The 26778-nt window shown below is 41.4% G+C and carries 28 protein-coding genes; 12 read left to right on the forward strand and 16 right to left on the reverse strand.

What is annotated here, in order from left to right:
* Positions 1-141: 141 nt before the first annotated feature.
* Together nspC and ACESMA_RS17635 are read right to left on the reverse strand one after the other, a co-directional pair.
* Positions 142-1278, reverse strand: a complete 1137-nt coding sequence (gene nspC / locus ACESMA_RS17630) for a carboxynorspermidine decarboxylase (protein ID WP_372950181.1) — start codon at positions 1276-1278, stop codon at positions 142-144.
* Positions 1279-1289: 11 nt separating this feature from the next.
* Complete coding sequence (locus tag ACESMA_RS17635; protein ID WP_372950182.1) at positions 1290-2483, reverse strand: saccharopine dehydrogenase family protein; 1194 nt, start codon at positions 2481-2483, stop codon at positions 1290-1292.
* A 115-nt stretch (positions 2484-2598) separates the two neighbouring features.
* On the opposite strand from ACESMA_RS17635, the gene ACESMA_RS17640 reads away from it, so the two are divergent.
* The 4 genes from ACESMA_RS17640 (at position 2599) to ACESMA_RS17655 (ending at position 6990) form a co-directional block, all read left to right on the forward strand.
* On the forward strand, positions 2599-3648 hold the full coding sequence (locus ACESMA_RS17640; RefSeq protein WP_372950183.1) for an agmatinase family protein: 1050 nt from the start codon (positions 2599-2601) through the stop codon (positions 3646-3648).
* Between the two features lie 12 nt (positions 3649-3660).
* Positions 3661-4224: a nitroreductase gene (locus ACESMA_RS17645; RefSeq protein ID WP_372950184.1), complete on the forward strand. Its 564-nt coding sequence runs from the start codon at positions 3661-3663 to the stop codon at positions 4222-4224.
* A gap of 37 nt (positions 4225-4261) precedes the next feature.
* Entirely contained in the window at positions 4262-5806 is a 1545-nt protein-coding gene (locus ACESMA_RS17650; protein WP_372950185.1) for an AbgT family transporter, read from the forward strand.
* Positions 5807-6027: 221 nt separating this feature from the next.
* A complete protein-coding gene (locus ACESMA_RS17655; protein WP_372950186.1) occupies positions 6028-6990 on the forward strand; it encodes a sensor histidine kinase in 963 nt (320 codons plus the stop codon).
* On the opposite strand, the gene ACESMA_RS17660 is transcribed toward ACESMA_RS17655, so the two are convergent.
* Positions 6987-8291, reverse strand: coding sequence for a gliding motility-associated C-terminal domain-containing protein (locus ACESMA_RS17660; protein ID WP_372950187.1), 1305 nt, complete (start codon positions 8289-8291; stop codon positions 6987-6989). The two genes, ACESMA_RS17655 and ACESMA_RS17660, sit on opposite strands and share 4 nt — an antisense overlap.
* 193 nt (positions 8292-8484) lie before the next feature.
* Between ACESMA_RS17660 and ACESMA_RS17665 the strand changes: the two genes are divergently transcribed.
* From ACESMA_RS17665 to ACESMA_RS17700, 8 genes are all read left to right on the forward strand, one after another.
* Positions 8485-10824, forward strand: coding sequence for an ATP-dependent helicase (locus ACESMA_RS17665; RefSeq protein WP_372950188.1), 2340 nt, complete (start codon positions 8485-8487; stop codon positions 10822-10824).
* A 123-nt stretch (positions 10825-10947) separates the two neighbouring features.
* Positions 10948-11550 (forward strand): DUF4290 domain-containing protein, encoded by a 603-nt coding sequence (locus ACESMA_RS17670; protein WP_372950189.1) that lies wholly within the window; start codon positions 10948-10950, stop codon positions 11548-11550.
* A gap of 11 nt (positions 11551-11561) precedes the next feature.
* Positions 11562-12866 carry a UDP-N-acetylglucosamine 1-carboxyvinyltransferase gene (gene murA / locus ACESMA_RS17675; protein WP_372950190.1) on the forward strand — a complete coding sequence of 435 codons (1305 nt, stop codon included), beginning with the start codon at positions 11562-11564 and terminating at the stop codon, positions 12864-12866.
* Positions 12867-12942: 76 nt separating this feature from the next.
* The gene (locus ACESMA_RS17680; protein WP_372950191.1) at positions 12943-13458 is read left to right on the forward strand and encodes a peroxiredoxin family protein; all 516 of its coding nucleotides are present in this window, start codon (positions 12943-12945) and stop codon (positions 13456-13458) included.
* Positions 13459-13592: 134 nt separating this feature from the next.
* Entirely contained in the window at positions 13593-14225 is a 633-nt protein-coding gene (locus ACESMA_RS17685) for a nucleotide exchange factor GrpE (RefSeq protein ID WP_372950192.1), read from the forward strand.
* 15 nt (positions 14226-14240) lie between these two features.
* Positions 14241-15404 carry a molecular chaperone DnaJ gene (gene dnaJ, locus ACESMA_RS17690; protein ID WP_372950193.1) on the forward strand — a complete coding sequence of 388 codons (1164 nt, stop codon included), beginning with the start codon at positions 14241-14243 and terminating at the stop codon, positions 15402-15404.
* Positions 15405-15439: 35 nt separating this feature from the next.
* Positions 15440-16051, forward strand: coding sequence for a Crp/Fnr family transcriptional regulator (locus ACESMA_RS17695; RefSeq protein WP_372950194.1), 612 nt, complete (start codon positions 15440-15442; stop codon positions 16049-16051).
* A gap of 228 nt (positions 16052-16279) precedes the next feature.
* Complete coding sequence (locus tag ACESMA_RS17700; protein ID WP_372950195.1) at positions 16280-16906, forward strand: YkgJ family cysteine cluster protein; 627 nt, start codon at positions 16280-16282, stop codon at positions 16904-16906.
* On the opposite strand, the gene ACESMA_RS17705 is transcribed toward ACESMA_RS17700, so the two are convergent.
* From ACESMA_RS17705 to ACESMA_RS17765, 13 genes are all read right to left on the reverse strand, one after another.
* Entirely contained in the window at positions 16903-17337 is a 435-nt protein-coding gene (locus ACESMA_RS17705) for an acyl-CoA thioesterase (protein ID WP_372950196.1), read from the reverse strand. The two genes, ACESMA_RS17700 and ACESMA_RS17705, sit on opposite strands and share 4 nt — an antisense overlap.
* A gap of 4 nt (positions 17338-17341) precedes the next feature.
* Positions 17342-17812 (reverse strand): CoA-binding protein, encoded by a 471-nt coding sequence (locus ACESMA_RS17710; protein ID WP_372950197.1) that lies wholly within the window; start codon positions 17810-17812, stop codon positions 17342-17344.
* Positions 17813-17850: 38 nt separating this feature from the next.
* The gene (locus tag ACESMA_RS17715; protein WP_372950198.1) at positions 17851-18465 is read right to left on the reverse strand and encodes a fumarylacetoacetate hydrolase family protein; all 615 of its coding nucleotides are present in this window, start codon (positions 18463-18465) and stop codon (positions 17851-17853) included.
* Between the two features lie 42 nt (positions 18466-18507).
* Positions 18508-19314, reverse strand: coding sequence for an exonuclease domain-containing protein (locus tag ACESMA_RS17720; protein WP_372950199.1), 807 nt, complete (start codon positions 19312-19314; stop codon positions 18508-18510).
* 133 nt (positions 19315-19447) lie between these two features.
* Complete coding sequence (dnaN, locus tag ACESMA_RS17725) at positions 19448-20578, reverse strand: DNA polymerase III subunit beta (RefSeq protein ID WP_372950200.1); 1131 nt, start codon at positions 20576-20578, stop codon at positions 19448-19450.
* 166 nt (positions 20579-20744) lie between these two features.
* On the reverse strand, positions 20745-23159 hold the full coding sequence (gene gldG / locus ACESMA_RS17730) for a gliding motility-associated ABC transporter substrate-binding protein GldG (protein WP_372950201.1): 2415 nt from the start codon (positions 23157-23159) through the stop codon (positions 20745-20747).
* An 82-nt stretch (positions 23160-23241) separates the two neighbouring features.
* Complete coding sequence (locus ACESMA_RS17735; RefSeq protein WP_372950202.1) at positions 23242-23589, reverse strand: DUF5615 family PIN-like protein; 348 nt, start codon at positions 23587-23589, stop codon at positions 23242-23244.
* Complete coding sequence (locus ACESMA_RS17740) at positions 23586-23822, reverse strand: DUF433 domain-containing protein (protein ID WP_372950203.1); 237 nt, start codon at positions 23820-23822, stop codon at positions 23586-23588. Before ACESMA_RS17740 ends, ACESMA_RS17735 begins: the two co-directional genes overlap by 4 nt.
* Before the next feature lie 99 nt (positions 23823-23921).
* On the reverse strand, positions 23922-25052 hold the full coding sequence (gene lpxB / locus ACESMA_RS17745) for a lipid-A-disaccharide synthase (RefSeq protein WP_372950204.1): 1131 nt from the start codon (positions 25050-25052) through the stop codon (positions 23922-23924).
* Position 25053: 1 nt separating this feature from the next.
* The gene (locus ACESMA_RS17750) at positions 25054-25356 is read right to left on the reverse strand and encodes a hypothetical protein (RefSeq protein WP_372950205.1); all 303 of its coding nucleotides are present in this window, start codon (positions 25354-25356) and stop codon (positions 25054-25056) included.
* Positions 25356-26117 carry a 5'/3'-nucleotidase SurE gene (gene surE, locus ACESMA_RS17755; protein WP_372950206.1) on the reverse strand — a complete coding sequence of 254 codons (762 nt, stop codon included), beginning with the start codon at positions 26115-26117 and terminating at the stop codon, positions 25356-25358. Before surE ends, ACESMA_RS17750 begins: the two co-directional genes overlap by 1 nt.
* A 152-nt stretch (positions 26118-26269) precedes the next feature.
* The gene (locus ACESMA_RS17760; RefSeq protein ID WP_372950207.1) at positions 26270-26548 is read right to left on the reverse strand and encodes a type II toxin-antitoxin system VapC family toxin; all 279 of its coding nucleotides are present in this window, start codon (positions 26546-26548) and stop codon (positions 26270-26272) included.
* A gap of 100 nt (positions 26549-26648) precedes the next feature.
* Positions 26649-26778, reverse strand: a 130-nt coding sequence (locus tag ACESMA_RS17765; RefSeq protein WP_372950208.1) for a DUF2281 domain-containing protein, incomplete at its 5' end; no start/stop codon positions are given.

Consider the following 26778-nt stretch of genomic DNA (forward strand, 5'->3'; position numbering starts at 1 on the left):
CAATATAATAAAAAGAGAGATTAGAGGTTTTTTAAATTCGTTTTTCATTTTAGTTGATTTTAGTATCAAGACGATGAGTATCAAGTATCAAGGTTGAAATGTAATATTTTAATTGCTTTTCCAAATCTTGTGTCTGATTTATCACGACAATCTCCCCTTAAAATCTTCATACGTAAACTCCCGTACAATTTTCAATTGGTTGTCTTCGGTCCAAATAGCAATGGCCGGATGGTTTACCCCGTTGAACATGGTGGTTTTTACCATAGTGTAGTGAATCATGTCTTTAAATACGACCAGGTCACCGGGTTTTAATTCTTTCCCAAAATCGTAAACTTCCATAAAATCGCCGGCCAGGCAGCTTACTCCGCCAAGCCGGTAAAAATGTTTGCTGTTTTCCGTTGGTTCGGATGCTCCGACAATTTTTGGACGGTAGGGCATTTCCAATGTGTCGGGCATGTGAGCGGTAAACGAAACATCGAGGATGGCTGTTTTAATGCCTTTGTGTTCCACCACATCTTGTACAGTGGAAATCAACACGCCGGTTTCCCAGGCAATGGCACTGCCGGGTTCCAAAATTACCTGCACGTTGTATTTCTTTTTGAAATTTTTGAGCAACTGAATCAAATGCTGGTGGTCGTAACCTTCACGGGTCATCAGGTGGCCGCCTCCCATATTCACCCATTTCACCTGATACAGGTATTTCCCAAACTTTTGCTCCAGGTTTCGCAGTACTTTTTCAAGGCTGTACGAATCGGATTCGCACAACACATGAAAATGGATTCCTTCGATTCCTTCCGGCAGTTCATCCGGAAATTCTGCACTGCCCACACCCAAACGTGAACCAGCCGCACTCGGATTGTACAAATCGGTTTCTACATCCGAATATTCCGGATTCACGCGGATTCCGCAGGAAATAGGATGATCGGCCTTTCTAGTTTCTGGATAAAATTTGTGAAACTGATTAAACGAATTAAAAACAATGGAACTTGAATAGCCCATCATTTCCTCAAATTCATTTTCAAAATAAACGGGCGAATAAACATGTGCCCGGGTTTTCATTTCTTCGAAACAAAGCCGCGCTTCGTTAAGGGAACTAGCTGTTGCACCTTTCAGGTACTGACGAACCAGCGGAAATGCACTCCACATGGCAAATCCCTTAAAAGCCAGGATGATTTCTATTCCGGCTTCTTTTTGTACCCAATCGATGAGCTCCAGGTTTTTACGGAGCAGTTTTTCATTGAGCACAAAAGCCGGAGAAGGTATTTTTGAGTAGTCCAAATTTCAAGTATTTACAATTCCAAATCAATATTCACCTTTTCATTCCATGGTAAACCGTGATCACCGATTTTTTCCATGAACGGATCGGGATTGAATTCTTCCACATTGAAAACCCCTTTACCATTCCATTTTCCGGTGAGTACCATCATAGCGCCCAGCATGGCGGGTACGCCGGTGGTGTAGGAAACGGCCTGAGTGCCGGTTTCTTTGTACGCAATTTCGTGACTGGCGTTGTTCCAGATGTAGTAGGTTTTTTCTTTTCCATCTTTGATGCCTTTTATACGGCAACCAATGGAAGTTTCGCCTTTGTAGTTTTCTCCCAGCTCGCCCGGATCGGGTAAAACATATTTCAGGAATTCCAGCGGAATCACATCCACTCCTTTATATTTGACAGGGTCGATTCGAGCCATTCCGATATTTTGAATCACACGTAAATGCGTCAGGTATTCCTGGCCGAAAGTCATCCAGAAGCGGGCACGTTTCAAGGTGGGAAAGTTTTTTACCAGCGATTCCAGTTCTTCATGAAAAATGAGATAAGAATCACGTGGCCCGATTTCGGGGTAGTTCAGTACTTTTTTAATTTCGTGCGGCTCGGTTTCAATCCATTTCCCGTTTTCCCAATATTTCCCTTTCTGAGTGATTTCACGTATATTGATTTCGGGGTTGAAGTTGGTGGCAAATGCTTTTCCGTGGACACCGGCGTTGCAGTCCACAATGTCGAGGTAGTGCAGCTCGTCGAAATGATGTTTGGCAGCATAAGCCGTGTAAATGCTGGTAACACCGGGGTCGAACCCGCAACCCAAAACGGCCATAATTCCTTTTTCCTTGAATTTATCGTGGTAAGCCCACTGCCAACTGTATTCAAATTTGGCTTCGTCTTTGGGCTCGTAATTTGCCGTGTCGAGGTAATTCACGCCGGTTTCCAGGCAGGCATCCATGATGGGAAGATCCTGGTAAGGAAGGGCTACGTTAATTACCAGTTCTGGTTTGAACTTGTTGATCAATTCCACTACTTCGGGAACATTGTCGGCGTTTACCTGTGCGGTTTGTATCCGTCCTTTACCCACCTCTTTGGCAATGGTTTCACACTTCGACAAGGTTCGGCTTGCCAGCATTATTTCTGAAAAAACATCCGGATTGTCGGCACATTTACTTGCTACAACGCGACCAACTCCTCCTGCTCCTATAATTAATACTTTACTCATTTTAATGTTTATTTTTTAAATTAACTTGTAAAAACGCACTGTTTTTTAAACGAATGGTGATATTTTCGCACGTGTTACCATTTTTTTTAATGTTACACAAAATAAACAAATTTTCATGAACAGAACAGCACATCAACCGGAATTTAACCCCAGTGGGGTGGGACTGAAAAACGGGAATTTTATTGGGTTGCCATTTACCAAAGAAACTGCCCGGCTGGCCTTGCTTCCTGTTCCGTGGGATGTTACGGTTTCCTACGGTGAGGGAACAGCTTTGGGGACGGAAGCCATTCGCGAAGCTTCAACACAGCTCGATTTGTTTGATTCCGACGTGGAAGAAGCCTGGAAACTGGGAATTTTTATGCAGCCGGGAGATCGGAAAATTTTGAAAAAACGGGACGAATTGCGCCAACTGGCCTGGCCTTATATTGATTTTTTGGAAAAAGGAGGCAATGTTTCTGAAGAGTTATCGATGCGAAAAGCGCTGGATGAAATGAATTTGGGTTGCAGTGAAATGAATGAATGGGTATTCAAACAGTCGAAAAAGTTGCTTGATGCCGGAAAAATGGTTGGAATTGTTGGTGGAGACCACAGTGTTCCGCTCGGATTTATCAGGGCACTTGCTAAAAATTATGAAGAATTTGGGATTTTGCAGATTGATGCACACCTCGATTTACGAAATAGTTACGAAGGATTCACTTTTTCTCATGCTTCCATTTTTAACAATGCACTGAAAGAAAATTCGGTTTCGAAACTTGTGCAGGTTGGAATACGCGATTACTGTGAGGAAGAAATGGAATTGGCAGAAAACGAAGAAAATCGGGTTTCAGTTTTTTTCGATCAGGAATTGAAAGAAAACCGCTTCAATGGGAAAACCTGGAATGTGCAGTGCGGTGAAATTGTGGAAGAACTGCCCGAACTGGTTTACATCAGTTTTGATATTGACGGACTTGACCCGAAACTTTGTCCGAATACCGGAACCCCGGTGCCTGGCGGACTGGATTTTTCAGAGGCTGTTTTTCTGCTGAAAAAAGTGGTGGAAAGCGGACGGAAAATCATCGGGTTCGATGTTTGTGAAACCGGAAACAACGAATGGGACGCCAATGTGGCTGCCCGTATCATTTATAAACTTTGCAACCTTACCGGCAGATCGAACGGACTTATTTAACAGAAATTGGATATGAATTTAAACGAAATCATTAGAAACAGGCGTGCCACACCACCTAAATTTTTGGCAAAAAAAGAGGTGGACAAGGAGTTGATTTTAAATTTGCTTGAAAATGCAAACTGGGCGCCAACCCATAAAAATACAGAGCCGTGGCGATTTATTGTTTTTCAGGGCGAAAGTAAACAAAAGCTTGCCCAATCGATTTTCGCTTTGCTGGAAGAAAAACATACCCAGGGAGAAGAAGTAAACATGCAAAAAGCCATCAGATTCAGAGATAATTTAATACATGTTCCTGTTGCAATGGCTATTGTTTTGCAGCGCGATGCGGCCGAACGGATTCCTGAGTGGGAAGAAATTGCAGCCGTTTCCATGGCTGTTCAGAATATGTGGCTTTCCGCTACCGATTCAGGATTGGGTGCTTTTTGGGCAACTCCGCCATTTTTACCTCATATTCAACCCTTACTTAATTTGAAACCGGGTCAAAAATTACTTGGGTTCTTTTTTGTGGGGCATGTAGCCATGGATTATCCATCGCCTGGCAGAGGACCAGTCTTCGAAAAAATACAATGGAAATAAAATCAACTTCTAAAATACAAACAGAATTGACTTCAGGATGATGATACAAAAAAAGAAAAAAACTCAGGGAATTTTTCAGCGATTGTTAAACTGGACCGAACGCGCCGGCAATGCTTTGCCTCACCCCGCAACATTATTTGCCTTGTTTGCACTGGGGGCACTGGTCTTTTCTTTGATCGGCCATTTGCTTGGCTGGGAAGTTATTCACCCCGGAACCAAAGAGATTGTGAGGCCGGTTAACCTTCTTTCAAAGGAAGGAGTTCACCGTATTTTACTGGAAATGGTGGACAATTACACCGGATTTGCACCGCTTGGAATTGTAATGGTGGCTATGCTGGGAATTGGTATTGCCGAAAAAAGCGGATTGGTGCACACCATCATTCGGTTACTGGTTCTGAATTCGCCACGGCATTTACTCACTTTTGTGGTAGTTTTTACCGGAATTCTTTCCAATGTAGCTTCCGATATCGGTTACGTTTTGCTAATACCAATGGCAGGTGTAATTTTTCTGGCCGTTGGGCGGCATCCCATTGCCGGAATGGCAGCCGCATTTGCCGGTGTTTCAGGCGGTTTTAGTGCAAATCTGGTGTTGGGAACCATCGATCCGTTGCTGGCAGGGCTTTCGGAAGAAGGTGCCCAGATACTCGATCCTGCCTACCAGGTAAATCCTACCGCCAACTATTATTTTATGGTAGTTTCAACTTTTGTGATTGCTTTTGCCGGAACAATTGTAACCGAAAAGCTGGTAGAACCCCGCCTTGGAAAATATACCGGAGAAACTGAAGAGGCAGAAAATTCATTTGAAAGGTTGTCGAAAATTGAAAAGAAAGGTCTGTTGATGGCAACTCTCGCATTTCTGGCGATTTTTGCTGTCACGCTAATCGGAATTATTCCGGAAAATGGTTTTTTCAGAGGAGAAGATGGAGGTTTCCTTAGCTCACCACTTATTAAGGGAGTGGTGGCCATGCTCTTTATTACAGCAGGCGCCATGGGTCTGGCATACGGATTTACTACCGGAATATTTAAAAACGATGCCGATGTGATGAACGGTCTGGCGGGTTCTATGAAAACACTGGCTACATACCTGGTTCTGGTGTTTTTTGCCGCACAGTTTGTGGCCTATTTTAAATGGAGTAATCTGGGAATAATAATGGCGGTAAAGGGAGCCAGCTTTTTAATGTCTGCCAACATCGGCCTCATTCCCCTGATGATTCTGTTTATTTTGCTTTCGGGAGCTATCAATATGCTCATGGGAAGCGCGTCGGCCAAATGGGCTATTTTGGCGCCAATCTTTATTCCCATGTTTATGATAATGGGATATTCACCTGAATTATCACAAGTGGTTTTTCGGATTGGCGACAGTGTTACCAATGTGATTTCGCCCATGATGAGTTTTTTCGCTCTGATAATTGCATTCTTTCAGAAATATGAACCCAAAACGGGAATTGGAACCATAGTTGCCGCTATGTTGCCTTATACAATAGTTTTTACGATTGCCTGGATTTTACTTTTAATTGTTTGGTTGCTGATTGGAATTCCTCTTGGACCGGGGGCAGGTATCCATTATGAGATACCTTTATAAACTGAGATTCTTTTTGCTAAAGGAGAAATTTCCAAATAATAATTTGGTGAAAACCAACAAGAACCATAAAAACAAAGAAGAAATAATCAATATTTTTTCATACATTTAAGTTTTGGTACAATTGTTCATATCCAAAAAAATGACATGTTGAATCGGGTAATATACACAGCATAATTAATTCTCGGAGTTGTTTTTTGGCTTTAACTTTATACAAAACTTTTATGAAAAGAAAACCGGGTTTTGAATTTCGAATTACATTAACATACTTGTTATTTGGTGTTTGCTGGATAATTTTTACCGATATTTTACTGGAAACTTATGTGAAAGATTCGTTGCATTGGTCTAATCTGCAATCAGTAAAGGGTATTATTTATGTTATAATCAGTTCATTTATAATTTTTGTTTTGTCGAGAAGTTACACCCGGCAACAAAGATTTATCAAACAGCACTTGCGGAAATCGCGGGAAAAAGCAGAGGAAAGTGACAGGTTGAAATCGGTATTTTTGGCCAATATGAGCCATGAAATACGAACTCCCATGAACGGAATTCTGGGTTTTGTAAGGCTTCTGGAAGAAACGGATGTTTCAGAAGAAAACTATAAAAACTATATTGGTTATGTGAAAAAAAGTAGCGAACGCTTGCTGGATACCATCAACGATATTATTGAAATTTCAAAAATTGAATCGAAAGAGGCGACCCTTAACTTAACGGAAGTTGACTTAAACGAGACTATAAATTTTTTGTATGGTTTTTTTCAACCGGCTGCCAGAAAGAAAGACCTTCAGTTTAAATTGTATAATTCTTTTTCAGAAGAAAAGGTTCTTATTTATACCGATAAAAATAAACTGGAATCGGTACTGTCAAACTTTATTAAAAATGGCATAAAATTTACTCACGAGGGGTTCATCGAATTTGGCTGCCAGCGTAAAAATAATTCGTTTTTGTTCTGGGTAAAAGATACAGGAATAGGTATTCCAAAGGACAGGCAAGAGGCTATTTTTGAACGTTTTATCCAGTCCGACCTCACCGTTACAAAACCATACGAAGGTTCGGGGCTGGGACTTTCAATTGCCAAGGCTTACGCCGAATTGCTGGGTGGAAAGGTTTGGCTTGAGTCCGAAGAAGGGACAGGAAGTACCTTTTGGTTTTCCTTAAATGCCGAACCAGTTGAAAAAAGTAATTAATCTTTGCCCCTGAAAAGATGGAAAAACCCGTGTGCTTTTCTGGTTTTGTCATCGCGACCTCTTCCTTCAATAATGTAATAATAAACACCCGGACTTGCAAAACGTCCGCCGCCAAGTCTTCCGTCCCAAACGGTGGCGGTGTATGTGTCTTCAAACCCGCGAACATCGTCGCTTTCCCAAAAATGAATGCGCTTTCCCCAGCGGTTGAATAATGAAATTTTAATGCTTTGCATCGACCAGTATTTTACCACAAATAAATCGTTGGTGCCGTCGCCATTTGGTGTGAAAACGTTTGGCACAGCAACAAAAGAAGTATCAACAACAATGTAGTCTTCCAAATAAAATGTATCAACGCAGGTATGAAATTCTGAAGTATTTTTGGCCACAAGTTTCACCATGTAGGAACCAGAATTTTCGTAGGTATAAACCGGGTTTTGATCGTAGGCCACAATCATAATACTGTCAATGGGTTGCTGGGTGTTTTCTGATTCTCTTTTAATATCGTCAAGGCTCCGGAAGAAAAACCATTCGTATAAACCCGGATCTGCATTTTCCGACTGGTTGGTAAATGCAATGGTAAGCGGAGCTTCTCCTTGTTGCTGGTCAACCGTGAATTGCGCTTTGGTTACAATCGATTCGTAAACAACAGAAAAATTAGTTTCGCAACCAAAAGTATCGTAAACCCTGAACGTGTATTCCGTGTCGCTGGTTGGCGGGTCGAAAATTTGCGGATTAATAACAGTGGCAATAGTTGATTCCCCAATCTTCCATTCCACCTGAATGTCTTTAAAAACCTCAAGTTCTGTATTGTCGGCTAAATCATAATAAATCATGGGCGACGAAAGAAACGAACCGTTTAACCTGAACGATTCACAGTCTGATCCAATTACTTCTGCGGTAGCTGAAATCCAGTTGTTAAAAACCCATCCCCGGCTTATTTCCGTTGTTTCGCCCTGGTTAACAGTTACGCGGTATCCGCCGTTTTCAAGAGAAGTAATTGTGGATTCGAGGTTTTCTGAACTTTCAGAAAAATAGAATTCAAACGCACCAGTTTCCTGATTGTACTTTTCCCACAAAAAAGTTTTCGTTCCTTCCAGTTCAGTTTGAACCTGTAAAGAACCTGCGTTTATTCCTTCCGTTTCTGTGCAGAAAACGAAAATATTATCTGTTTCAGGAAAGGTTGGATACGCCGTATTTGCCGTTGCTGCCGAACCGGGTGCCGACAATTGTGCCTGAGCAGCGGCAAGGTTTAAAAAGAAAAACAGTATTACGAATAAGGATATGTTGCCTTTGTTCTTCATAAAATTCATTGATTCTTTGAGCTACAATATTAACGTATAATTTTTATTTAATTGTTTTGAGGCGCACAAAAATCGGTATTTTGGAGCTGTGAGAAACCATTTTAAATAAGTTGTTGAAAAATGACTGCAAAAAATCTGTATAATCCTTTAAACATACCCTATTTTTGTCTTTTCATTTTGAAATTGATTTTGAATGGTTTTGGATTACCTTAAAGATTTAAACAAATCACAGCAGGAAGCCGTGGTTTCAACTGAAGGCCCGGCACTGATTATTGCAGGTGCAGGTTCAGGAAAAACAAGGGTGTTAACCTACCGCATTGCACATTTACTGAAGCAGGGGGCGCGGCCATCCACAATCCTGGCGCTTACATTTACCAATAAAGCGGCCCGCGAAATGAAGGAACGCATTGCTTCCGTAGTTGGTGAAAATACTGCCCGCTACCTGTGGATGGGGACTTTTCATTCCATTTTTGCCCGTATTTTACGTGCTGAACATGAAACCATCAATTACCCTTCAAATTTTACCATTTTTGATGCAGCCGACAGCAAAAGCCTCTTGAAAACCATTATCAAAAGTTTTCAGCTCGATGATAAAATGTATAAACCAGGAAGTGTTGCAGCACGCATTTCCATGGCTAAAAATAACCTGATAACTCCAACTGTTTATGCACAAAATGAGGAAATTCGTTTGGCTGACAAGGCTATGCGAATGCCTGCCATTTTGGAAATTTACAAGGAATATGTGAAACGTTGCCGGCTTTCGGGTGCCATGGATTTCGACGATTTACTGCTAAAAACCAACCTGCTGTTTCGCGATCATCTCGAAATTCTGGAAAAATACCAGCAACGTTTCGATTATGTATTGGTGGATGAATACCAGGATACCAACTTTGCGCAGTACCTGATTGTGAAAAAACTGGCTGCAAATCATCAAAATATATGCGTTGTAGGCGACGACGCCCAGAGCATTTATTCTTTCCGCGGCGCGCGAATCGAGAATATTCTCAGCTTTCAATCCGATTATCTGGGACATAAAATTTTCAAACTCGAACAAAATTACCGTTCCACACAAACCATTGTAAATGCGGCCAACAGTATTATTGCAAAAAACAAACGCCAAATTCCCAAAACCGTTTTTTCTGAAAATGACTCAGGAAAAAATATAAAGGTTATTTCGGCTTTAACCGATAATGAAGAAGGTTTTTTGGTGGCTCAGGAGATTTCCGAAACACAATTGCGCAATCATTACAAACACCAGGATTACGCCATTTTGTACCGCACCAATGCACAATCGAGAATTTTTGAGGAGGCGCTTAGAAAACGTAATATTCCTTACAAAATTTATGGCGGACTTAGTTTTTACCAGAGAAAGGAAATCAAGGATTTGTTGGCTTATTTCAGGTTGGTCATTAACCCGTGGGACAATGAAGCGCTAAAACGAATTATAAATTACCCGGCACGAGGCATTGGCCAAACCACGTTATCAAAACTGGAAACAGCCGCCGTGGAAGCCGAAACCTCAATCTGGAAAGTCATTACTGCACTGCCCAACGAAAATTCTACAAATTTAAACAAGGGAACCATCACAAAAATTTTAAAGTTTGTTGCACTTATTCAGGAATTTGCAAAAGCTCTAGCAGAAGACGATGCCTGGGAGGCAGCTAAGACCATTGCCGTAAAAACCGGCATATTAAAAGAACTGCACAGCGATAAATCACCCGAAGGTTTGAGTCGTCACGAAAATATTCAGGAATTATTGAATGGTATCCAGGAATTCAGCATCAATGCGTTGGAGGAAGGAAGACCGGCCAAACTTGAGAACTATTTGGAGGATGTGGCTTTGCTTACCGATCAGGATTCAGAAAAGGATGAAGATCGCGATAAAGTGACTCTGATGACCGTTCATTCGGCCAAAGGGCTGGAATTTAAAAACGTGTTTGTGGTTGGCCTCGAAGAAAATTTGTTTCCTTCGGCACAGGCAGAGGAGAAAAAAACACCGGAAGCTTTGGAAGAAGAACGCCGGCTGTTTTATGTGGCGCTCACCCGTGCCAAAGAAAATGCGTGGTTCAGTTATGCCAACCAGCGCTACCGCTGGGGAAATCTTGAGTTTTGTTCACCCAGCCGGTTTCTGCTCGAAATGGACGAAAAGTACCTCGATGGAATGGTTGAAACCAGCAGGAGGAGGCCTGCAACCCGAAGTACATTTACAGAGCAAAATATCCCTGCCGGCTATAGGGCCCGTTCGCTGGACAGGCAGCAACAGGAAAAACCCGTGCAGAAACCCTGGCGACAGGATATTTTTCGGAGAAAAGCCGAAAACCAGAATGCCGGGTCGGCTGAAAACGAAAGCTTTTCTGGCGATGATCCGGATAAAATTATGCAGGGAATGATGGTTGAACACCAACGTTTTGGTATAGGTAAAGTAATAAAAATTGAAGGAGTGCCACCCAATAAAAAGGCAACGGTATTTTTTCAAAATGCCGGTCAGAAGCAGTTGCTGCTGAAATTTGCAAAACTGAAACTGAAAAGTTAAGTTCAGCACAACAAATAGCTAAAAATTGCGTATTGCAAAGAAATCATTAGTTTTGCAGGTGGAAAATATAAAAACCCTCATTTTTCCTGAAAATAAATTAGTTGTAAATAATTCATACATTTCATGGACTACAATACGAAAAGAAAAAAGCTCCCGATGCCAGAGTATGGCAGAAATATTCAGAATATGGTCGATCATCTGTTCACCTTAGAAGATCGGGAAAAAAGAAACCAGTCGGCACAGGCTATTATAGATGTAATGGGGAATTTATATCCTTATTTGCGCGATGTTGCCGAATACAAACATAAATTGTGGGATCATATAGCAATAATGTCCGATTTTAAACTCGATATAGATTATCCTTATGACCCGCCTTCTCCTGATATTTTAACGGAAAAGCCGCATAGAGTTCCTTATAATCAAACGGAAATAAAATTGAAACATTATGGGTTGATTACCCAGAAACTAATTGACAAGGCTGTTGAAATGGAAGGTGAAGAACAGCAAATTCTCATTGAGCAGATTGCCAACCAGATGAAAAAACTTTACCAGGCCTGGAATAAAGACTCGGTTGAGGATGAGAAAATTTTCATCGATCTGGAAGAACTTTCGGGGCACAAATTAAAAGTTTCCAGAGATATTCAACTTTCGGAAGTTCGGGTAGCGCCGCAAACTCCCCAGAATAAAAAGAAAAAAAAGAATAAAAGAATAAAAGGAAATAACTAACTAAACCTCAAATGGCAACTTTTCTGGTTGAGGGTGGAAATTCACTAAAAGGAACTCTGGAGCCCCAGGGAGCCAAAAACGAAGCACTTCAGGTTATTTGTGCCGTTCTGCTAACTGCAGAAGATGTTACCATTGAAAATGTTCCTGAAATAAGCGATGTGTTAAAGCTTGTTGAAATTTTAAAAGGACTTGGCGTGCAGGTTGAACGACTTCAAAAAGGTGTTTACAGGTTTAATGCTGCCAAAGTAAATGTTGGTCATCTTAAAACCGAAACTTATGCCAAACAGGCTTCCAGTCTCAGAGGGTCGGTTATGATTATTGGCCCCCTTCTTGCACGTTTTGGGCAGGGATTTATTCCACAACCGGGGGGCGATAAAATTGGGCGAAGACGAATGGATACCCATTTTACCGGCCTGCAAAATTTAGGAGCGAAATTTCATTTCGATGCCCAAAACAAATGGTATTCGGTTGAAGCCAAAAAACTGAAAGGAGCCTATATGTTGCTCGAAGAAGCTTCTGTTACCGGAACCGCAAATATTGTAATGGCTGCTGTTTTGGCCGAAGGTACTACCACCATTTATAATGCAGCCTGCGAACCTTATTTGCAACAACTATGCAAAATGCTGGTTTCCATGGGAGCAAGAATTTCGGGAATTGGTTCCAATCTACTTACTGTTAACGGAGTAGGTTTGCTGAAAGGATGTTCGCACCGGATTTTACCCGACATGATTGAAGTGGGCAGTTTTATTGGTCTTGCTGCTATGACTGCCTCCGAAATTACCATTAAAAATGTGGGCATGGAACATCTGGGAATTATTCCGGCGTCGTTTAGAAGGTTGGGAATTAGGTTGGAACAAAACAACGATGATTTGGTAGTGAAAGATACTCAGCATTACGAAATTGAAAATTACATCGACGGTTCTATTATGACCATTTCTGATGCACCCTGGCCGGGCCTGACACCTGACTTACTGAGCGTTTTCCTGGTAGTGGCAACCCAGGCAAAAGGAAGCGTTTTAATTCATCAGAAAATGTTTGAAAGCCGCCTGTTTTTTGTCGATAAAATTATTGATATGGGTGCGCAGATTATTCTTTGCGATCCGCACCGGGCAACGGTAATCGGATTAAACCGCGAACATTGCCTGCGTGGAACAAAAATGACTTCCCCCGACATCAGGGCAGGAATTGCATTACTTATTGCAGCCCTTTCGGCAAAAGGAAAAAGCACCATCAATAACATTGAACAAATTGACCGCGGGTACGAAAATATTGAAACCCGCCTCAAACAAATCGGTGCAAAAATCACGCGTATTTAAAACCTTAAAAGTTCAGAAATGTTATGAATTAAAATTAAATTCTATTTTTGAACATTCATTAAAATACAGAAAGTTTATGAAGAAACTTGTTTTATTCTTTGGCATTTTAATTCTGGCCACCGGAATATCATTCGGCCAGCAAAAACTGGGAATTAACGTTGGAAATAAAGCACCCGAATTGATTGGGAAATCATCAGACGGCGAAACATACAAACTTTCGGATACGAAAGGAAAACTGGTTTTGCTCGATTTCTGGGCGGGCTGGTGCGGGCCGTGTCGCCGCGAGAACCCAACAGTGGTGCAGGCTTACAAAAAGTACAAAGACAAAGAATTTTCGAATGGTGAAGGGTTTACCGTTTTTAGTGTTTCGCTCGACCGCACAGAAGATCAATGGGTGAAGGCAATAGCTACAGATAAACTCGAGTGGCCCTATCATATCAGCGATTTGAAAGGATGGTATTCGAAACATGCTGCTGTTTACGGGGTGCGAAGTATTCCTGATAATTTTTTAATTGATGGGAACGGGGTAATTATTGCACGTAAGCTGCGTGGGCCGGCTTTGGAAGCTACTTTGGAAAAACTGGCCAAATAATCCGAATTAATAATTTCAAATATCATCTTGTGACACAAATTGACATCCAATATACAGGTTGGGTGTCAATTTGTCTTTTATACGTACATGGCAAATTTTTTGATTAACCACGTTGCAATTAAAAGAAAATAATTATGTCAGAAAATAAAGTAAATCAAAGTAGCGAAAATCAAAAAGAATCAGAAGTTAAAGAAGCTGCTGAAAATCAAAGCTCAAACGGCAACGGAGAAATGAAAAAGGAAGAAAAGCAGGAAGAAGATACTGCTGAAAATGAAAAAGCGGATAAAAAGAAAAAATCCAAAAAGGATAAAAAGGAAAACAAAATTGATGAATTGGAGGAAAAATTGAAAGATTTGTCAGATAAACACCTGAGGTTGCAGGCCGAGTTTGACAATTTCAGAAAACGTACCGTTAGGGAAAAGGCCGATTTGATAAAATCAGGCGGTGAATCGGTTCTGACTGGCATTTTGCCGGTGATTGACGATTTTGAACGGGCGATTCAACTACTGAAAGATGTTCCCGAAGATGATGCAGGGAAACAGGGAACATTGCTTATTTACAGCAAGTTCAGAGAGTTTTTGAAACAGAATAATGTAAAAGAAATAGCTGCATTGCATCAGAATTTTGATGTGGATCATCACGAAGCATTAACAAAAATTCCCGCACCGGAAGAAAAGCTAAAAGGCAAAGTGGTGGACGTTATACAAAAGGGATATACCCTGAACGATAAAGTTATCCGCTATGCCAAGGTAGTGGTAGGAGAATAAAATTCAAAAGAAAACATGGCAAAAAGAGATTATTACGAAGTATTGGGAGTTAGCAAAGAAGCTTCGGCTGAAGAGATAAAAAAGGCTTACCGGAAAAAAGCGCTTCAATATCACCCTGATAAAAATCCGGGAAATAAAGAAGCTGAAGATAAATTTAAGGAAGCTGCCGAAGCATATGAAGTGTTGCGTGATCCCAGCAAAAAACAGCGTTACGATCAGTTTGGCCATGCAGGAATAGGTGGTGCAGCCGGTGGTGGCGGATTTAGCGGATTTTCAGATGTCGAAGATATTTTCTCTGCTTTTGGTGATATTTTTGGTGGTCATTTCGGAGGTTTTGGCGGATTTGGCGGCAGCCGTTCATACGGGGGCAGCGGAGGTGGACGACGTGTTTCGCGTGGTTCAGACCTTCGGGTAAAAGTAAAACTTAACCTGAATGAAGTGACCAACGGTACAGAGAAAAAAATCAAAGTAAAAAAATATGTGCAATGCCAGCATTGTAATGGTACCGGAGCAAAAGATGCTTCAGCGTATTCCAACTGCTCAACTTGTCGCGGGTCAGGACGGGTAACCCGCGTTGCAAATACTTTGCTGGGGCAAATGCAAACCACATCAACATGTCCGACCTGCCAGGGCGATGGAAAAATAATTACAGATAAATGCAACCACTGCGCCGGAGAAGGAGTGATTCGTGATGAGGAAATCATTCCAATCAAAATTCCTGCAGGAGTGGGCGAGGGAATGCAAATGACTGTAACCGGAAAAGGAAATGCAGCCCGTCGTGGTGGAATTAACGGCGATTTACTTGTTGTTATTACCGAAGAGGATCATCCGGAATTGGTTCGCGATGGAAACAACCTGATTTATAATCTCTTTTTGTCGTTTCCTGAAATTACCTTAGGAACCACAGCCGAAATTCCAACAGTGGAAAGTAAAGTGAAAGTTAAAATTGAACCGGGCACCCAGCCTGAAAAAATACTGCGCCTCCGGGGAAAAGGACTGCCCGATGTTAACGGTTATGGCCGGGGCGATTTACTTGTGCGGATTCATGTTTGGATTCCGAAAAAACTGAATGCCGATGAACGGAAAATGCTGGAGAAACTTTTAGAATCTCCCGGTTTCCAGGAGGGACCTTCTTCTTCCGAAAAAACTTTCTTTGAAAAAATGAAAGACATGTTTTAACCCGAATTAACTGAATTGTGGACCATGTAGCCAAAATGTACAGTTTTCTTGAAAAAGAACTACTGGAAGAAATCCGGAAAGAAGGGGTGCGTAAAATTTTCAGAGCAAATGAACCACTTATTCGCGAAGGGCAGTTTATTTCCAGTTTTCCTTTAATAATAAAGGGAATGATTCGTATTTCAAGAACGAATGACGACGGGAATGAATTGCTGCTTTATTATTTGAAGGAAAACGAAGTCTGTGCCATGTCGTTGACCTGCTGCATGGCACATTTAAAAAGCAATGTAATGGCTGTTGCCGAAATGGAAACCGAAGCGCTGATGCTTCCGGTATCTCTGCTCGACAAATGGATTTATGAATACCCCTCCTGGCGACAATTTGTAATGCAGACTTTTCAGTCGCGGTTTCGGGAATTGATTGAAACCATTGATTCCATTGCCTTTCTTAAACTCGACGAACGTTTGGTGAAATATTTTATTGACCGCTACCAAAAATCAGGAAATCCAACATTTAGCGGCACCCACCAGGAACTTGCCCTTCAGCTCAACACATCACGTGAGGTAGTTTCCAGGTTACTAAAAAAACTCGAAAAGGACGGAAAAATTGAACTGTCGCGAAATTTTATCGATTTTTCCGGGCTTGTGTGACTTTTATTACAGACCAGTCCTGTACTTTCCCTTTTCTTTGCACCGAACAATACAGTTAAAGAGTTCATAACTATTGCTTCATAATTTTTTGGGTTATAAAATCGGTTAGTAGTTGAAGGTTGTAAAACCGGGTTCAGTGGAATCCGGTTTTTTTATGCCTTACTTTTTTCATTAAATTCGTTGGCCTAAATGATAAATTTTCTTTGTCGTTTAACAAATTATAAATGAATGAATTTTAACCTGAAAGAACTCGAAAAGCAGTTTCATGCTGATGGATACCGGTTGGGTATGAAAGCCGTTGAAACTGGTTATTCAAATGGTGCGCTGTTTGCCGCAGTAAAAAATTTACATCAAATGGTAGATGATCTGGTAGATTCTTTCTCGGAATTTGCAGAACGGCAAAATCAAAAACCAGCATGTAAAAAAGGCTGTCATTGGTGCTGTCATCAGCCGGTTTTTGCCCTGGAATACGAGTTGAATTATTTACGTGATTTTATTTCCAGGAATTTTGATGCTGAAACTCAGAAAAGAATTGTTTTTCGGGCTGCAGAAAAACGAAATAATTTGGAACCCTTGTCGGGTGAATCCCTGCTCAACTCCAAATTTCCCTGTCCCTTACTTGACAATGGAATTTGCACGGCTTATTCAGCAAGACCGGTTGCCTGCCGCATTTATTTATCTTCAAACCTGCAATCGTGCCTGAATTTTTATCAAAATCCGACGAATAAAAAGTCTATTCCTGCATTGCCCGATCTGCCATTGAGGTTGGGCCGCATGCTGAATGAAGGATTCAGGGCCGCATTAAAAGCCCAGGGAATGAAAGTAAAGGAGCTCCGTATTGAAGAAAAACTTTAGCCTAATTCTTCTTCCAAAACAATTCCCGCCAGGTTGAATTTTTTTTCCAGAATTTCGGGCGAAACAGGCCTTCCGTTTCGGGTTAAAACGGTGGTAATCCGGGCGTTCACCATGAGTTTTTCATCAGCTTTCCGAATTACCTGTTGTTTGAAAATTACGCGCAATCGTCCTTGTTTGGCCATTTTCAACCTTACCAGAAAGGCATCTCCCGGGCGAAGCGGGAATTTGTAATCCAGTTCTGCACGAATAACCACTGCATCTATTCCGTCGTTGTGCATTTGAGCAAAACTCAGCCCAATTTTATATAAAAACTGGTGACGGCAATGTTCAAGGTAATTTTGATACACCGAATTATTAACAATTCCCTGAATGTCACACTCGTAGTCGCGTACTTCAAGTTCGGTTTCAAAATGGTAATCGTGCATTTTCATCCAATCATTTTTTAGGATACCGGCCAAACACTTTTACCAGAAACCGGTGAAAATTATGCGGTCCTTTTACCGGGTCGGCAAACATGTAAATACATTTCTTTTGTATGAACGGAATTCCTGCTTCTTCCAAAATTGCTAATGCCTCTGGCGTTTCCGACATTTGCTGAATCCAGACCATTTCCATTTTATTTTGCACGGCCTGGCTGGCAATTTCTGCTGTTTTGTCCTTCGGAGTTAAAATCAGCAAATGTTTTACATCTGCCGGTAAATCAGCAATGTTTTTGTAACATTTTAAATCCTGAATTTCTTCCGCGTTCGGATTGACTGGAAACAACTCGAATCCTCTTTCTTTTAAATCTTTAATAACTGAACCGCCAAATTTTTTCGGATTGCGCGAAGCGCCGGCAACTGCCAGTTTTTTTGGAGCAAGAAATTGTTTAATTTCATTTAATGAAGTCGTTGTTTTGGTTTTCATGGGTAAAAATTTTAAAGGTTGTTGATATTGAAATTATTTTATTTTACCATAAAGTCAAGCAGTTTTTTGTCTTCCAGAAATCCTTCCAGCCGGTCACCGATTTTTATCGGCCCAACGCCCGCCGGGGTTCCGGTGTAAATCAGATCGCCAATTTTCAGTGTTATATATTTCGAAATATGCGAAATAATTTCCTCGAACCCGAAAATCATCAGTCCCGAATTTCCTTCCTGAACGGTTTGGCCGTTAATGTCCAGTTTAAACCGAATGCTTTCGGGCGTCGGGAAAATAGAAACCGGGAAAAAGGTGCTGCTGATAACTGCCGCCTGATCGAAAGCTTTTGCTTTTTCCCAGGGCAGACCCTTCTTTTTTAGTTCATTCTGAATGTCGCGGGCGGTAAAATCCACACCCAGGCCAATCTCGTCGTAGTAACGGTGGGCAAACCTTTTTTCAATGTTTTTTCCAAGGCGGCAAACACGCAAAACCAATTCTATTTCGTGGTGCACTTCGTTTGTCCAGTCGGGAATATAAAACGGGTCGTTGTTTCGCAGCAATGCCGAGTCGGGTTTCATAAAAAATACCGGCTCTTCAGGAATATCGTTGTTCAACTCCTGAGCGTGAGCTACGTAATTTCTGCCAATACAAATAATCTTCATACCAAAACTTTAAACTTTGAACTTTTGAACTTTGAACCAATTTTATTTCTCCATCATTCGCAGTTTTATCTGCGTAAGCACTTTTTTGGTGTAGAGCGGAAATTCGCTGTTCATAATCCATCCAAAATATCCGGGTTGTTCTTCCAGTACCTTTTCCACCGGAATACCTTTATTCTTTCCGAAGTTGAATACTTCCACTCCTTTGTCGTTGTAAACAATTCTTCCAACAAAATCCACATTTCGGTCGTAGGCCGAGAACTCACTCAATTTTTCCACATCATTTTTAATGGGTATGGAAGTTTTTCCGTGGTTGTCTTCATACTCCACTCCCTTGTAGGTATCGAGCTGGGCCTGCAATACTTCATAGGTAGCTTTGGTATCTGCAAGAGCGCTGTGAGCGTCAATCAACGGTTTTTTGCAGTAAAAAAGGTAGGCAGCAGCCAGGGTACGTTTTTCCATTTTGTGAAAAATAGCCTGAACGTCAATAAATTTGCGCTTTTTCATATCAATGTCCACATCGGCGCGCAAAAATTCTTCGGCCAGCAACGGAATGTCAAACCGGTTGGAGTTAAACCCGGCCAGGTCGCATCCTTCAATAAACCTGGCCATTTTTTTTGCTACTTCTTTAAAAGTTGGTTCACCGGCCACATCCTCGTTTGTAATTCCATGAATCCGGGTGGCTTCTGACGAAATAGGAATTTCAGGATTAACACGCTGAAGCAGTTCTTCTTCGGTACCATCCAGATGTACTTTTAGCAGAGCAATCTCCACAATTCGATCTTTTACAATGTCAATTCCTGTGGTTTCGAGGTCGAGGAATACGACCGGATTTTTTAATTTTAATTGCATGTGTTTTATTTTAAAAAGAAAGTGTCCTAAAATCAGTTCCGATAAACATCCGGGCAATCTGTCTTTTGGGACACCTCAACTGTTTTTGGGGAAATGTTGAATTCCCCGAAACAGAATTTAGTTTAGTAAATTTTTATGCGTTAATCATCATCGGCATCAAAAGCATCAAAACATCTTCTGCATCTTCTTCTGTTTCAGCCGGTAAAAGTAGTCCGGCCCGCGAAGGATCGCTCATTTCCATTTTTACGTCACTGGCTGATATGTTGGAAAGAATTTCAAGCAGGAACGTAGATTTGAATCCGATTTCAATCTCTTCTCCATCATATTCGCAACTAAGCCGTTCCACTGCCGAAATCGAAAAATCGATATCCTGAGCCGAAACCACAAGCTGGTTATCGTTGATATTGAGCTTAATGAGGTTACTGGCCTGGTTGGAGAATACTGAAACCCTTTTTACTGTGTTGTAAAATGTCAGCCTGTCGATTACCATTTTATTGGGATTATTTTTTGGAATAACCGAATTGTAACTCGGATAGTTCCCCTCAACAAGACGGCAAATAAGTTTGTAGTTGGTAAGCGTGAACTGAGCGTTTTTGTTATCGAATTCCAGTTTTACATCGTATTCTTCTTTTGGTAGTAAATTACGCAGTAAACCTGCCGGTTTTTTCGGAAGAATGAATGACGATTCAAACTCTGAGACTGCATCCGAACGACGGTAGCGCACCAATTTATGTGCATCAGAAGCTACAAAACCCATATTTTCGGGAGAAAGTTCCACGTAAATTCCGTTCATAACCGGTCGCAATTCATCGTCAGCAGTGGCAAACAGAGTTTTTTCAATGCCTTTCAATAAAACCTTCGGGCCTACCGTAATCGAGGTAGATTCCTCTTCTGAAATTTCAGGAAGTTCAGGGAAATCTTCTCCGCTTTGTCCCACAATACTGTATTTCCCGTTATCGGAAAAAATTTCAACCCCGTAGGTATCGGTATTGATTTGGAAAGTCAGCGGCTGCTCGGGAAATTCCTTTAGCGTGTCAATCAACAACCTTGCAGGCACGGCAATAGTTCCTTCGCCTTCGGTATTGTCCAGCTCCATGTGGGTAATTAACGTCGATTCGAGGTCGGAGGCCGTTATGGTCAAATCTGTGTCATTTAACAGAAACAGAAAATTGTCCAGAATAGGCATGGTGCTTTTACTGCTGATAACCTTACTGATAGCCGACAGATGGCTCAGTAAATCGGTACTTGAAACAACAAACTTCATAGTTAATATTTTATTTTGTTTTTTTCATTTGTACAGGAAGGTTGCTAAATAATGCAGTTCCTGTTTATGTTTGATTCAGCCATTCATTTTAAAGGAAAAATCAGGTAACGAATATACAAACTTTAATCTTTTTCCCGATACTGAAAACTTTGATTTTTTAAAGGTTTTATGAACGGGCAAACCTACGCTTTCTGATTATGTTGTAAATGATTCCCCACAAACCTGCCAAAACCAGCGGCAGCAATACGTTTAGCCATTGCCAGAAAGGTTTTTCCTCGCGAAGACGGACTTTGTCCAGTAATCGCATTTTTTGAGTTCGGTTGCGCAGTTGCATGATTCCGCTATCGTCGTTCAGGTAATAAACCGCGTTTAAAAGAAATTCCTTGTTCCCGAATGTTTGTCCTGAAACCCGGTCGAAACCCAGTTCCTGAATGCGTGGAGGATTAGCAGAATAGTCCACTTGATTGGTTATTAAACCACCATCGGCAATCACTACCATTTTGGTTGGTCGGCTTTCAGAAATCACTTCTGAAAATGGAATTCCCAACGTTTCCAGCATACGGTTTCTGAAAACGGAAGTGAATGTGCCTTCCAGAATTACGCCCACCGGAATAAACGACTGGTTGAAAAGTTCACGGGCTGGCGGATTGTCAATATTTTGCAAACTTACTGTGGAAGGCGATTTCACTCTTCGTGCGTAAGGCGAGGTGGACAAAATAACTTCTTTATGAACTTGCGGATTGCCTGAAATGGTGTCGATGGAAGAAACAAATTCTGTAAAAACACGGTTGAGGTTTCGGCTCAGCGGATGATTGTCGGAAGGAACCAGCAGCGGAGAATAGTACCACGGATGCAGCGTAAATTGCGGCGGTGTTCCCGGCGGAGCAGTATTAACGCGAAGTCGTGCACATTCCACATCCTGCAGCAGTTCGTAATTGAGGCGCACTCCGTAGCGGAAAAGCTGGTCGTTCAAATTTAAATCGCGCGGAAAAGCCATGGTTAAATGTCCGGTTGACAGGCTGTCGAGACTAACCTGCACCGGATCAACCAGCCAGATTACCTTACCTCCCTGCATAATGTACTGGTCGATTAAAAATTTGTCTTTTTCTGAAAATGGTTCTTTAGGGTCGGCAACAATCAAAATGTCAACAGCTTCGGGATTGGTTGCCAACGAATCAGCAGAAAACCGCTGCACCAAAAAATCTTCTGATATCGCAGAAGCAAAATCATAAACTTCGTAGCGGTCAGCTTCGCCATGTCCTTCCAGAAAAGCAACTGAAGAACGTCGCGTGCGCATCAGGTTCTGAAATGCATTGGCCAGTTCAAACTCCACGCTTTCAGCAGAGTGATTAAAGTTGGCCTCATGTGAAAAATCGGGATTGTATTTCAGGAAATTCACCGCCGTTTCTTTTCCATCGTACCGAATAACAGCGCCCGGAAAAATAAGCCGGGTGCTCACACCCTGGTCGGTTTGCTGCCTGAAACTGGTGGGCTGAATGCCTTTATTTATGAGGTTTTCAATAAATTCTTCGCGTTTTTCTGCATTGCCTATGGCATACGGGTCGTTCATTCTAACACGAATATTTTCGGGAGAATAGACATTCATTACGGCAATTTTTTCCAGCACTTCCTGCTGCAGTTTTCGCAGTCCGGGTTCCAGTTTTCCGGCCAGGTAAAATTCTACTTCAACCGGGTGTTCAAGTCCTGTTGCCAGATTCGCGCTTACTGACGAAAGAGAATAGCGTTTGTCTGCCGTCAGGTCTATCCGGTATAAAAAACTACCGGATACCACAAAAACGACCAGGAACAGAAAGGTGACAAGCGCAGAATTCAGCCTGAATTTTTTTTGTTTCCATGTTCCATTGCGCAAAAAACAGCGTGTGAACCATAAAAACAGGAATGTCATTCCGGCAAAATAAATTACATCGCGCAGGTCGATTACCCCGCGGGATGCAGATAAATAGTGGTTGTTGATGCTAAACCATTCAAAAATCTGTTCCAGTAAAAACGGAATTCCGGAACTGGCAATAAAATCGAAGCCAAGGTAAAAAATGAACGAAAGTACCATGGCCAAAATGAACGAAACAATTTGATTATCAGTTAGCGAAGAAGCAAAAATACCAATGGCTACGTAAATGGCAGCAAGGAAAAAGAGCCCGAAAAATGAGCCCCACGTGGCGCCGGTGTCTATGCTGCCAACCGGATTTCCCAGCAAATAAACCGAAAGAAAGTAGAGCAGGGTAGGGAGCAGCGATAAAGTAACCAGCACCATTCCGGCTAAAAATTTGGCAAAAATGATCTGGAAATCGGAAAGCGGGCGGGTGAGCAGAATTTCGAGGGTTCCGGTGCGTTTTTCGTCGGCAAAGAAGCGCATGGTAATGGCCGGAACCAGAAACAGGTAAAGCCACGGCGCCAGCGAAAACAATCCTTCGAGGGTGGCGTAACCGTTGTCGGGAATATTGTAAGCGCCGGGGAAAACCCACAAAAAGAGGCCGGTAACCAGCAGAAAAACCAAAATGGCCAGGTACCCAATCAGCGAACCGAAAAATGTTTTTATTTCTTTTTTGAATAAGCTGTACATTTCAGTTTAAAGTTTCGAGTTTACAGTTTAAAGTTTCCGGGTTTGAGTTCCAAGTTCCAAGTTTCGGGTTCAAAAAATCATTCTATTCCATTATTCTTATTTTGTTTCTTTCGAGAATGATAAAGGAATGATTCTGCAATATTGATAAGATTTTTTCGCTATTGGTTTTAAAGAAATTTTTTAATTCTTCAAGTCGCATATTACCTAATTTAACTAATACTAATTTGTAGGGTTTCCGGCTTGTAATATATGAATAATAAAAATCTGTATCTTTTGTAATTAGTACCCGGTGTTCTTTTATTGAAAGTTTATTTATGAAAGAATCTTTTGTTAGGTTTCCTTTTTCAAGTTGCTGTGTGTGAATGCAATCGCAATTATAAAAACATTCACAGATTGATTTAGGCAAGTGGGCATCAATTATCAATTTCATGCAGCAGGGAATTCGATATCTTTAAATTGTACAGTTTTTGCTGCAAATGCCAGACAAGCAAGAATATCGTCTTTTTCCAATTCCGGAAACTCGTTCAAAATATCTTCGGTAGAATCGCCACCGGCTAAATATTCCAAAATACTTTCAACCATGTGTCTTGTATTTCGAATGGTAGGTTTTCCGTGACATACTTCCGGGTTAATTGTAATTCTTTTCAATATATCAGTTTGCATTTTATAATAACTTTTGACAATTACAAATTTAATGAATAATAACAGATCTTCAAAGTTCAGTGTTTTGGGTTCCCGGTTGTGGTTCAAAGTTCATAGCTGTTAGGTTTTCAGGAGTTCTGTCATTTTTTTTGCAGCTCGTTTCGAAGTTCCAGGTTCTCCCAATATCTCATTTAAACGGTTGTAATCGGCAGTTATTTTGTCCCGGTAATCCTGTTCATACAACAAACGGTGTAGCTCGTCCCTCACATTTTTAAACGTTAAATCCACCTGAATGAATTCTTTCAGCGCTTCCTTGTTCAGAATCAGGTTGGGCAGCGACGCCCATTTCACTTTTAAAAAGAAATTTTTCATAATAAACTGAACCACACGACCGCCTTCAACTCTATAAAGAACCGTTTGAGGAACGCCAAACAAGGCGGTTTCGAGGGTGGCAGTTCCCGAAGCTACAAGGGCGGAATGTGAGTTGCTCAGCAAATCGTAAGTTTGGTTGTAAATGACCGGAATGGGAAAACCCCGCAGAATTTTGTCGTAAGTTTTTTTGTCAACCGTTGAAACTCCGGCCACCACAAACTGAAACTCCGGATAACAGGCGGCTGCTTTTTTCATAATGGGCAGCGTATTTTTTATTTCCTGTTTCCGGCTACCGGAAAGCAAGGCCACAACAGGCCTTTCGTCGAGATTGTTTTTATTAAGGAATTCCGCTTTCGAAAGCGCTTTTTTTTGGAATGCCGCTACCGAATCCATCAGCGGATTGCCCACATAATTTACATCGATACCGTGTTTTTTGAAATATTCCGTTTCGAATGGCAGGATGGTAAACAGTTCATCAACAAAAGCTTTAATTTTTTTTACACGATATTCTTTCCATGCCCACACTTTAGGTGAAATGTAGTAGAAAACCCGCTGGTTATGCCGTTTGGCAAATTCAGCCATGCGCAGGTTAAATCCGGGATAATCAATCAGAATAACAACATCGGGTTGAAATTCCAGCAAATCTTTTTGGCAGAATTTCATGTTCCGGCCAATGGTTTTCAGGTTCAGCACCACATTTACAATGCCCATAAACGCCATTTCGCGGTAGTGTTTTACCAAAGTTCCGCCTTCGTTTTGCATTAAATCGCCGCCGAAATAGCGAAACTGTGCTTCCGGGTCGGCTAATTTCAATTCGCGCATCAGGTTTGAACCGTGCAAATCGCCCGATGCTTCTCCGGCTATCAGGTAATACTTCATTTTAAAATGCTCTTGAAATGAGAACGGCCAAAGCGTATAAAATGGTTGCTCCCAGCACGCCGCGGGCCGATTGATCGTATTTCAAACGAATAAATCCCATAAAAACCAACAGGTTTGCAAACACACACAAACTGCCCAGTTTTACCAGCGCCTGCAGATGCCATAGGTTTTTCACGTAATTTTCAAACGAAACGCCTTTTTCTCCAAACCAGAACACCCCAAAAAACACCAGCACCGGAATCAGAAATCCGACAAGAAATCCAATGGCCGGCGAATCGAGTGGTTTTCTCTTTTTTCGTTGCATCAGAACGTCCAGTTTTTAAGTTCTTCCAGGGTTTTGTAGCAGGTCATGTCAACCGAAACGGGTACAACGGCAACATAGTTGTTTAGCAGTGCGTCGATATCGGTTTCGGCAGAACCTTCCTCGAAATTTTTAAAATAGCCCGAAAGCCAGTGGTACTCGCGGCCATGCGGGTCGGTTCTTTTTTCAAACTCTTCCACCCATTTTCCGTGGGTTTGTCTGCACACTTTTATTCCTTTCGGTTTTCCTCTGGGAATGTTCACGTTGAGGCAGGTAAACGGTGGCAGACCATTGTCGAGCACACTCTGGAAAATTTTGGCCACAATAATTTTTGCTTTGGAAAAATCGGCATCCGAGCTGAAATCGTCGAGTGAAAAGCCCAGCGAAGGCACACCATGCAGACTTCCTTCAATGGCCGCGCCCATGGTTCCGCTGTAAATAACACTGATGGAGGAATTTGCCCCGTGATTTATTCCTGAAACCACATAATCGGGAGTGCGATCAAACAGGTTGTTAAAACTCAGTTTTACGCTGTCAACCGGAGTGCCGTTGCTTTTCCAGGTGGGCACACCGTGGATTTTTTCCACCGGAATGGCCCTCAACGGGTGATCAACCGTAATACCGCACGCTTTTCCCGACATGGAAACTTCGGATGAAATAACAACCACTTCGCCAAAAAATTGCATCACTTCCACCAGTTCGCGGAGGCCTTTCGCGTGAATGCCGTCGTCGTTGGTCACTAATATTAAAGGTTTTTCTGTCATAGTCTTTTTCAACAAAAAGCAAAGATAAGGCAAAATGTGAAAGAAAAGAATAATTTCGTGAGGGTTAGAATAAAAGTGAAACTGTGTTTTAAATAGAATTTAATTGTATTAATTAATTGAATTCTAATTTTTTATATTGGAGTGGGTTAATCTTACCACAAAGTTTCAATATCGTATTTTGAAATATTTTCATCCTTGCTTATTATTTTAAGATTATCTGTTATACATTGTGAAATTAGTAATCTGTCAAACGGGTCACGATGAATAAATTCGAGATTTGAAACAGTTATTGCATGTTCAAATGTTATTGGCAATACAGCAAAACCATTATTTTCAATTAGCTCAAGAAAGGATTTGAATCCTTTGCTGAACTTGAATTTTTTCAAACTGATTTTTATGGCAATTTCCCAAATGGATGCGATACTAACTATTTTAAAATTGTCGGGTTTTCAATGGCGTTCCTTGCCTTTTGAGATAATTTTGGATCTCCATTTAGGAACTAAATTAGTGTGTGCGTGTCGAGCATTAATCTCATTGCATATATTCTTTAAAATCATCCAAAGGTTCGTCAAAGTCTGGTGATAAATAAATCTGACCTTTTGCACAACCGTATTTTGGTGTTTTCTTTTTTGCTTTTTTCTGTTTTTTGCTTAAAAGAAAA

Source organism: Mariniphaga sp. (assembly GCF_041687215.1).
GTDB lineage: Bacteria > Bacteroidota > Bacteroidia > Bacteroidales > Prolixibacteraceae > Mariniphaga.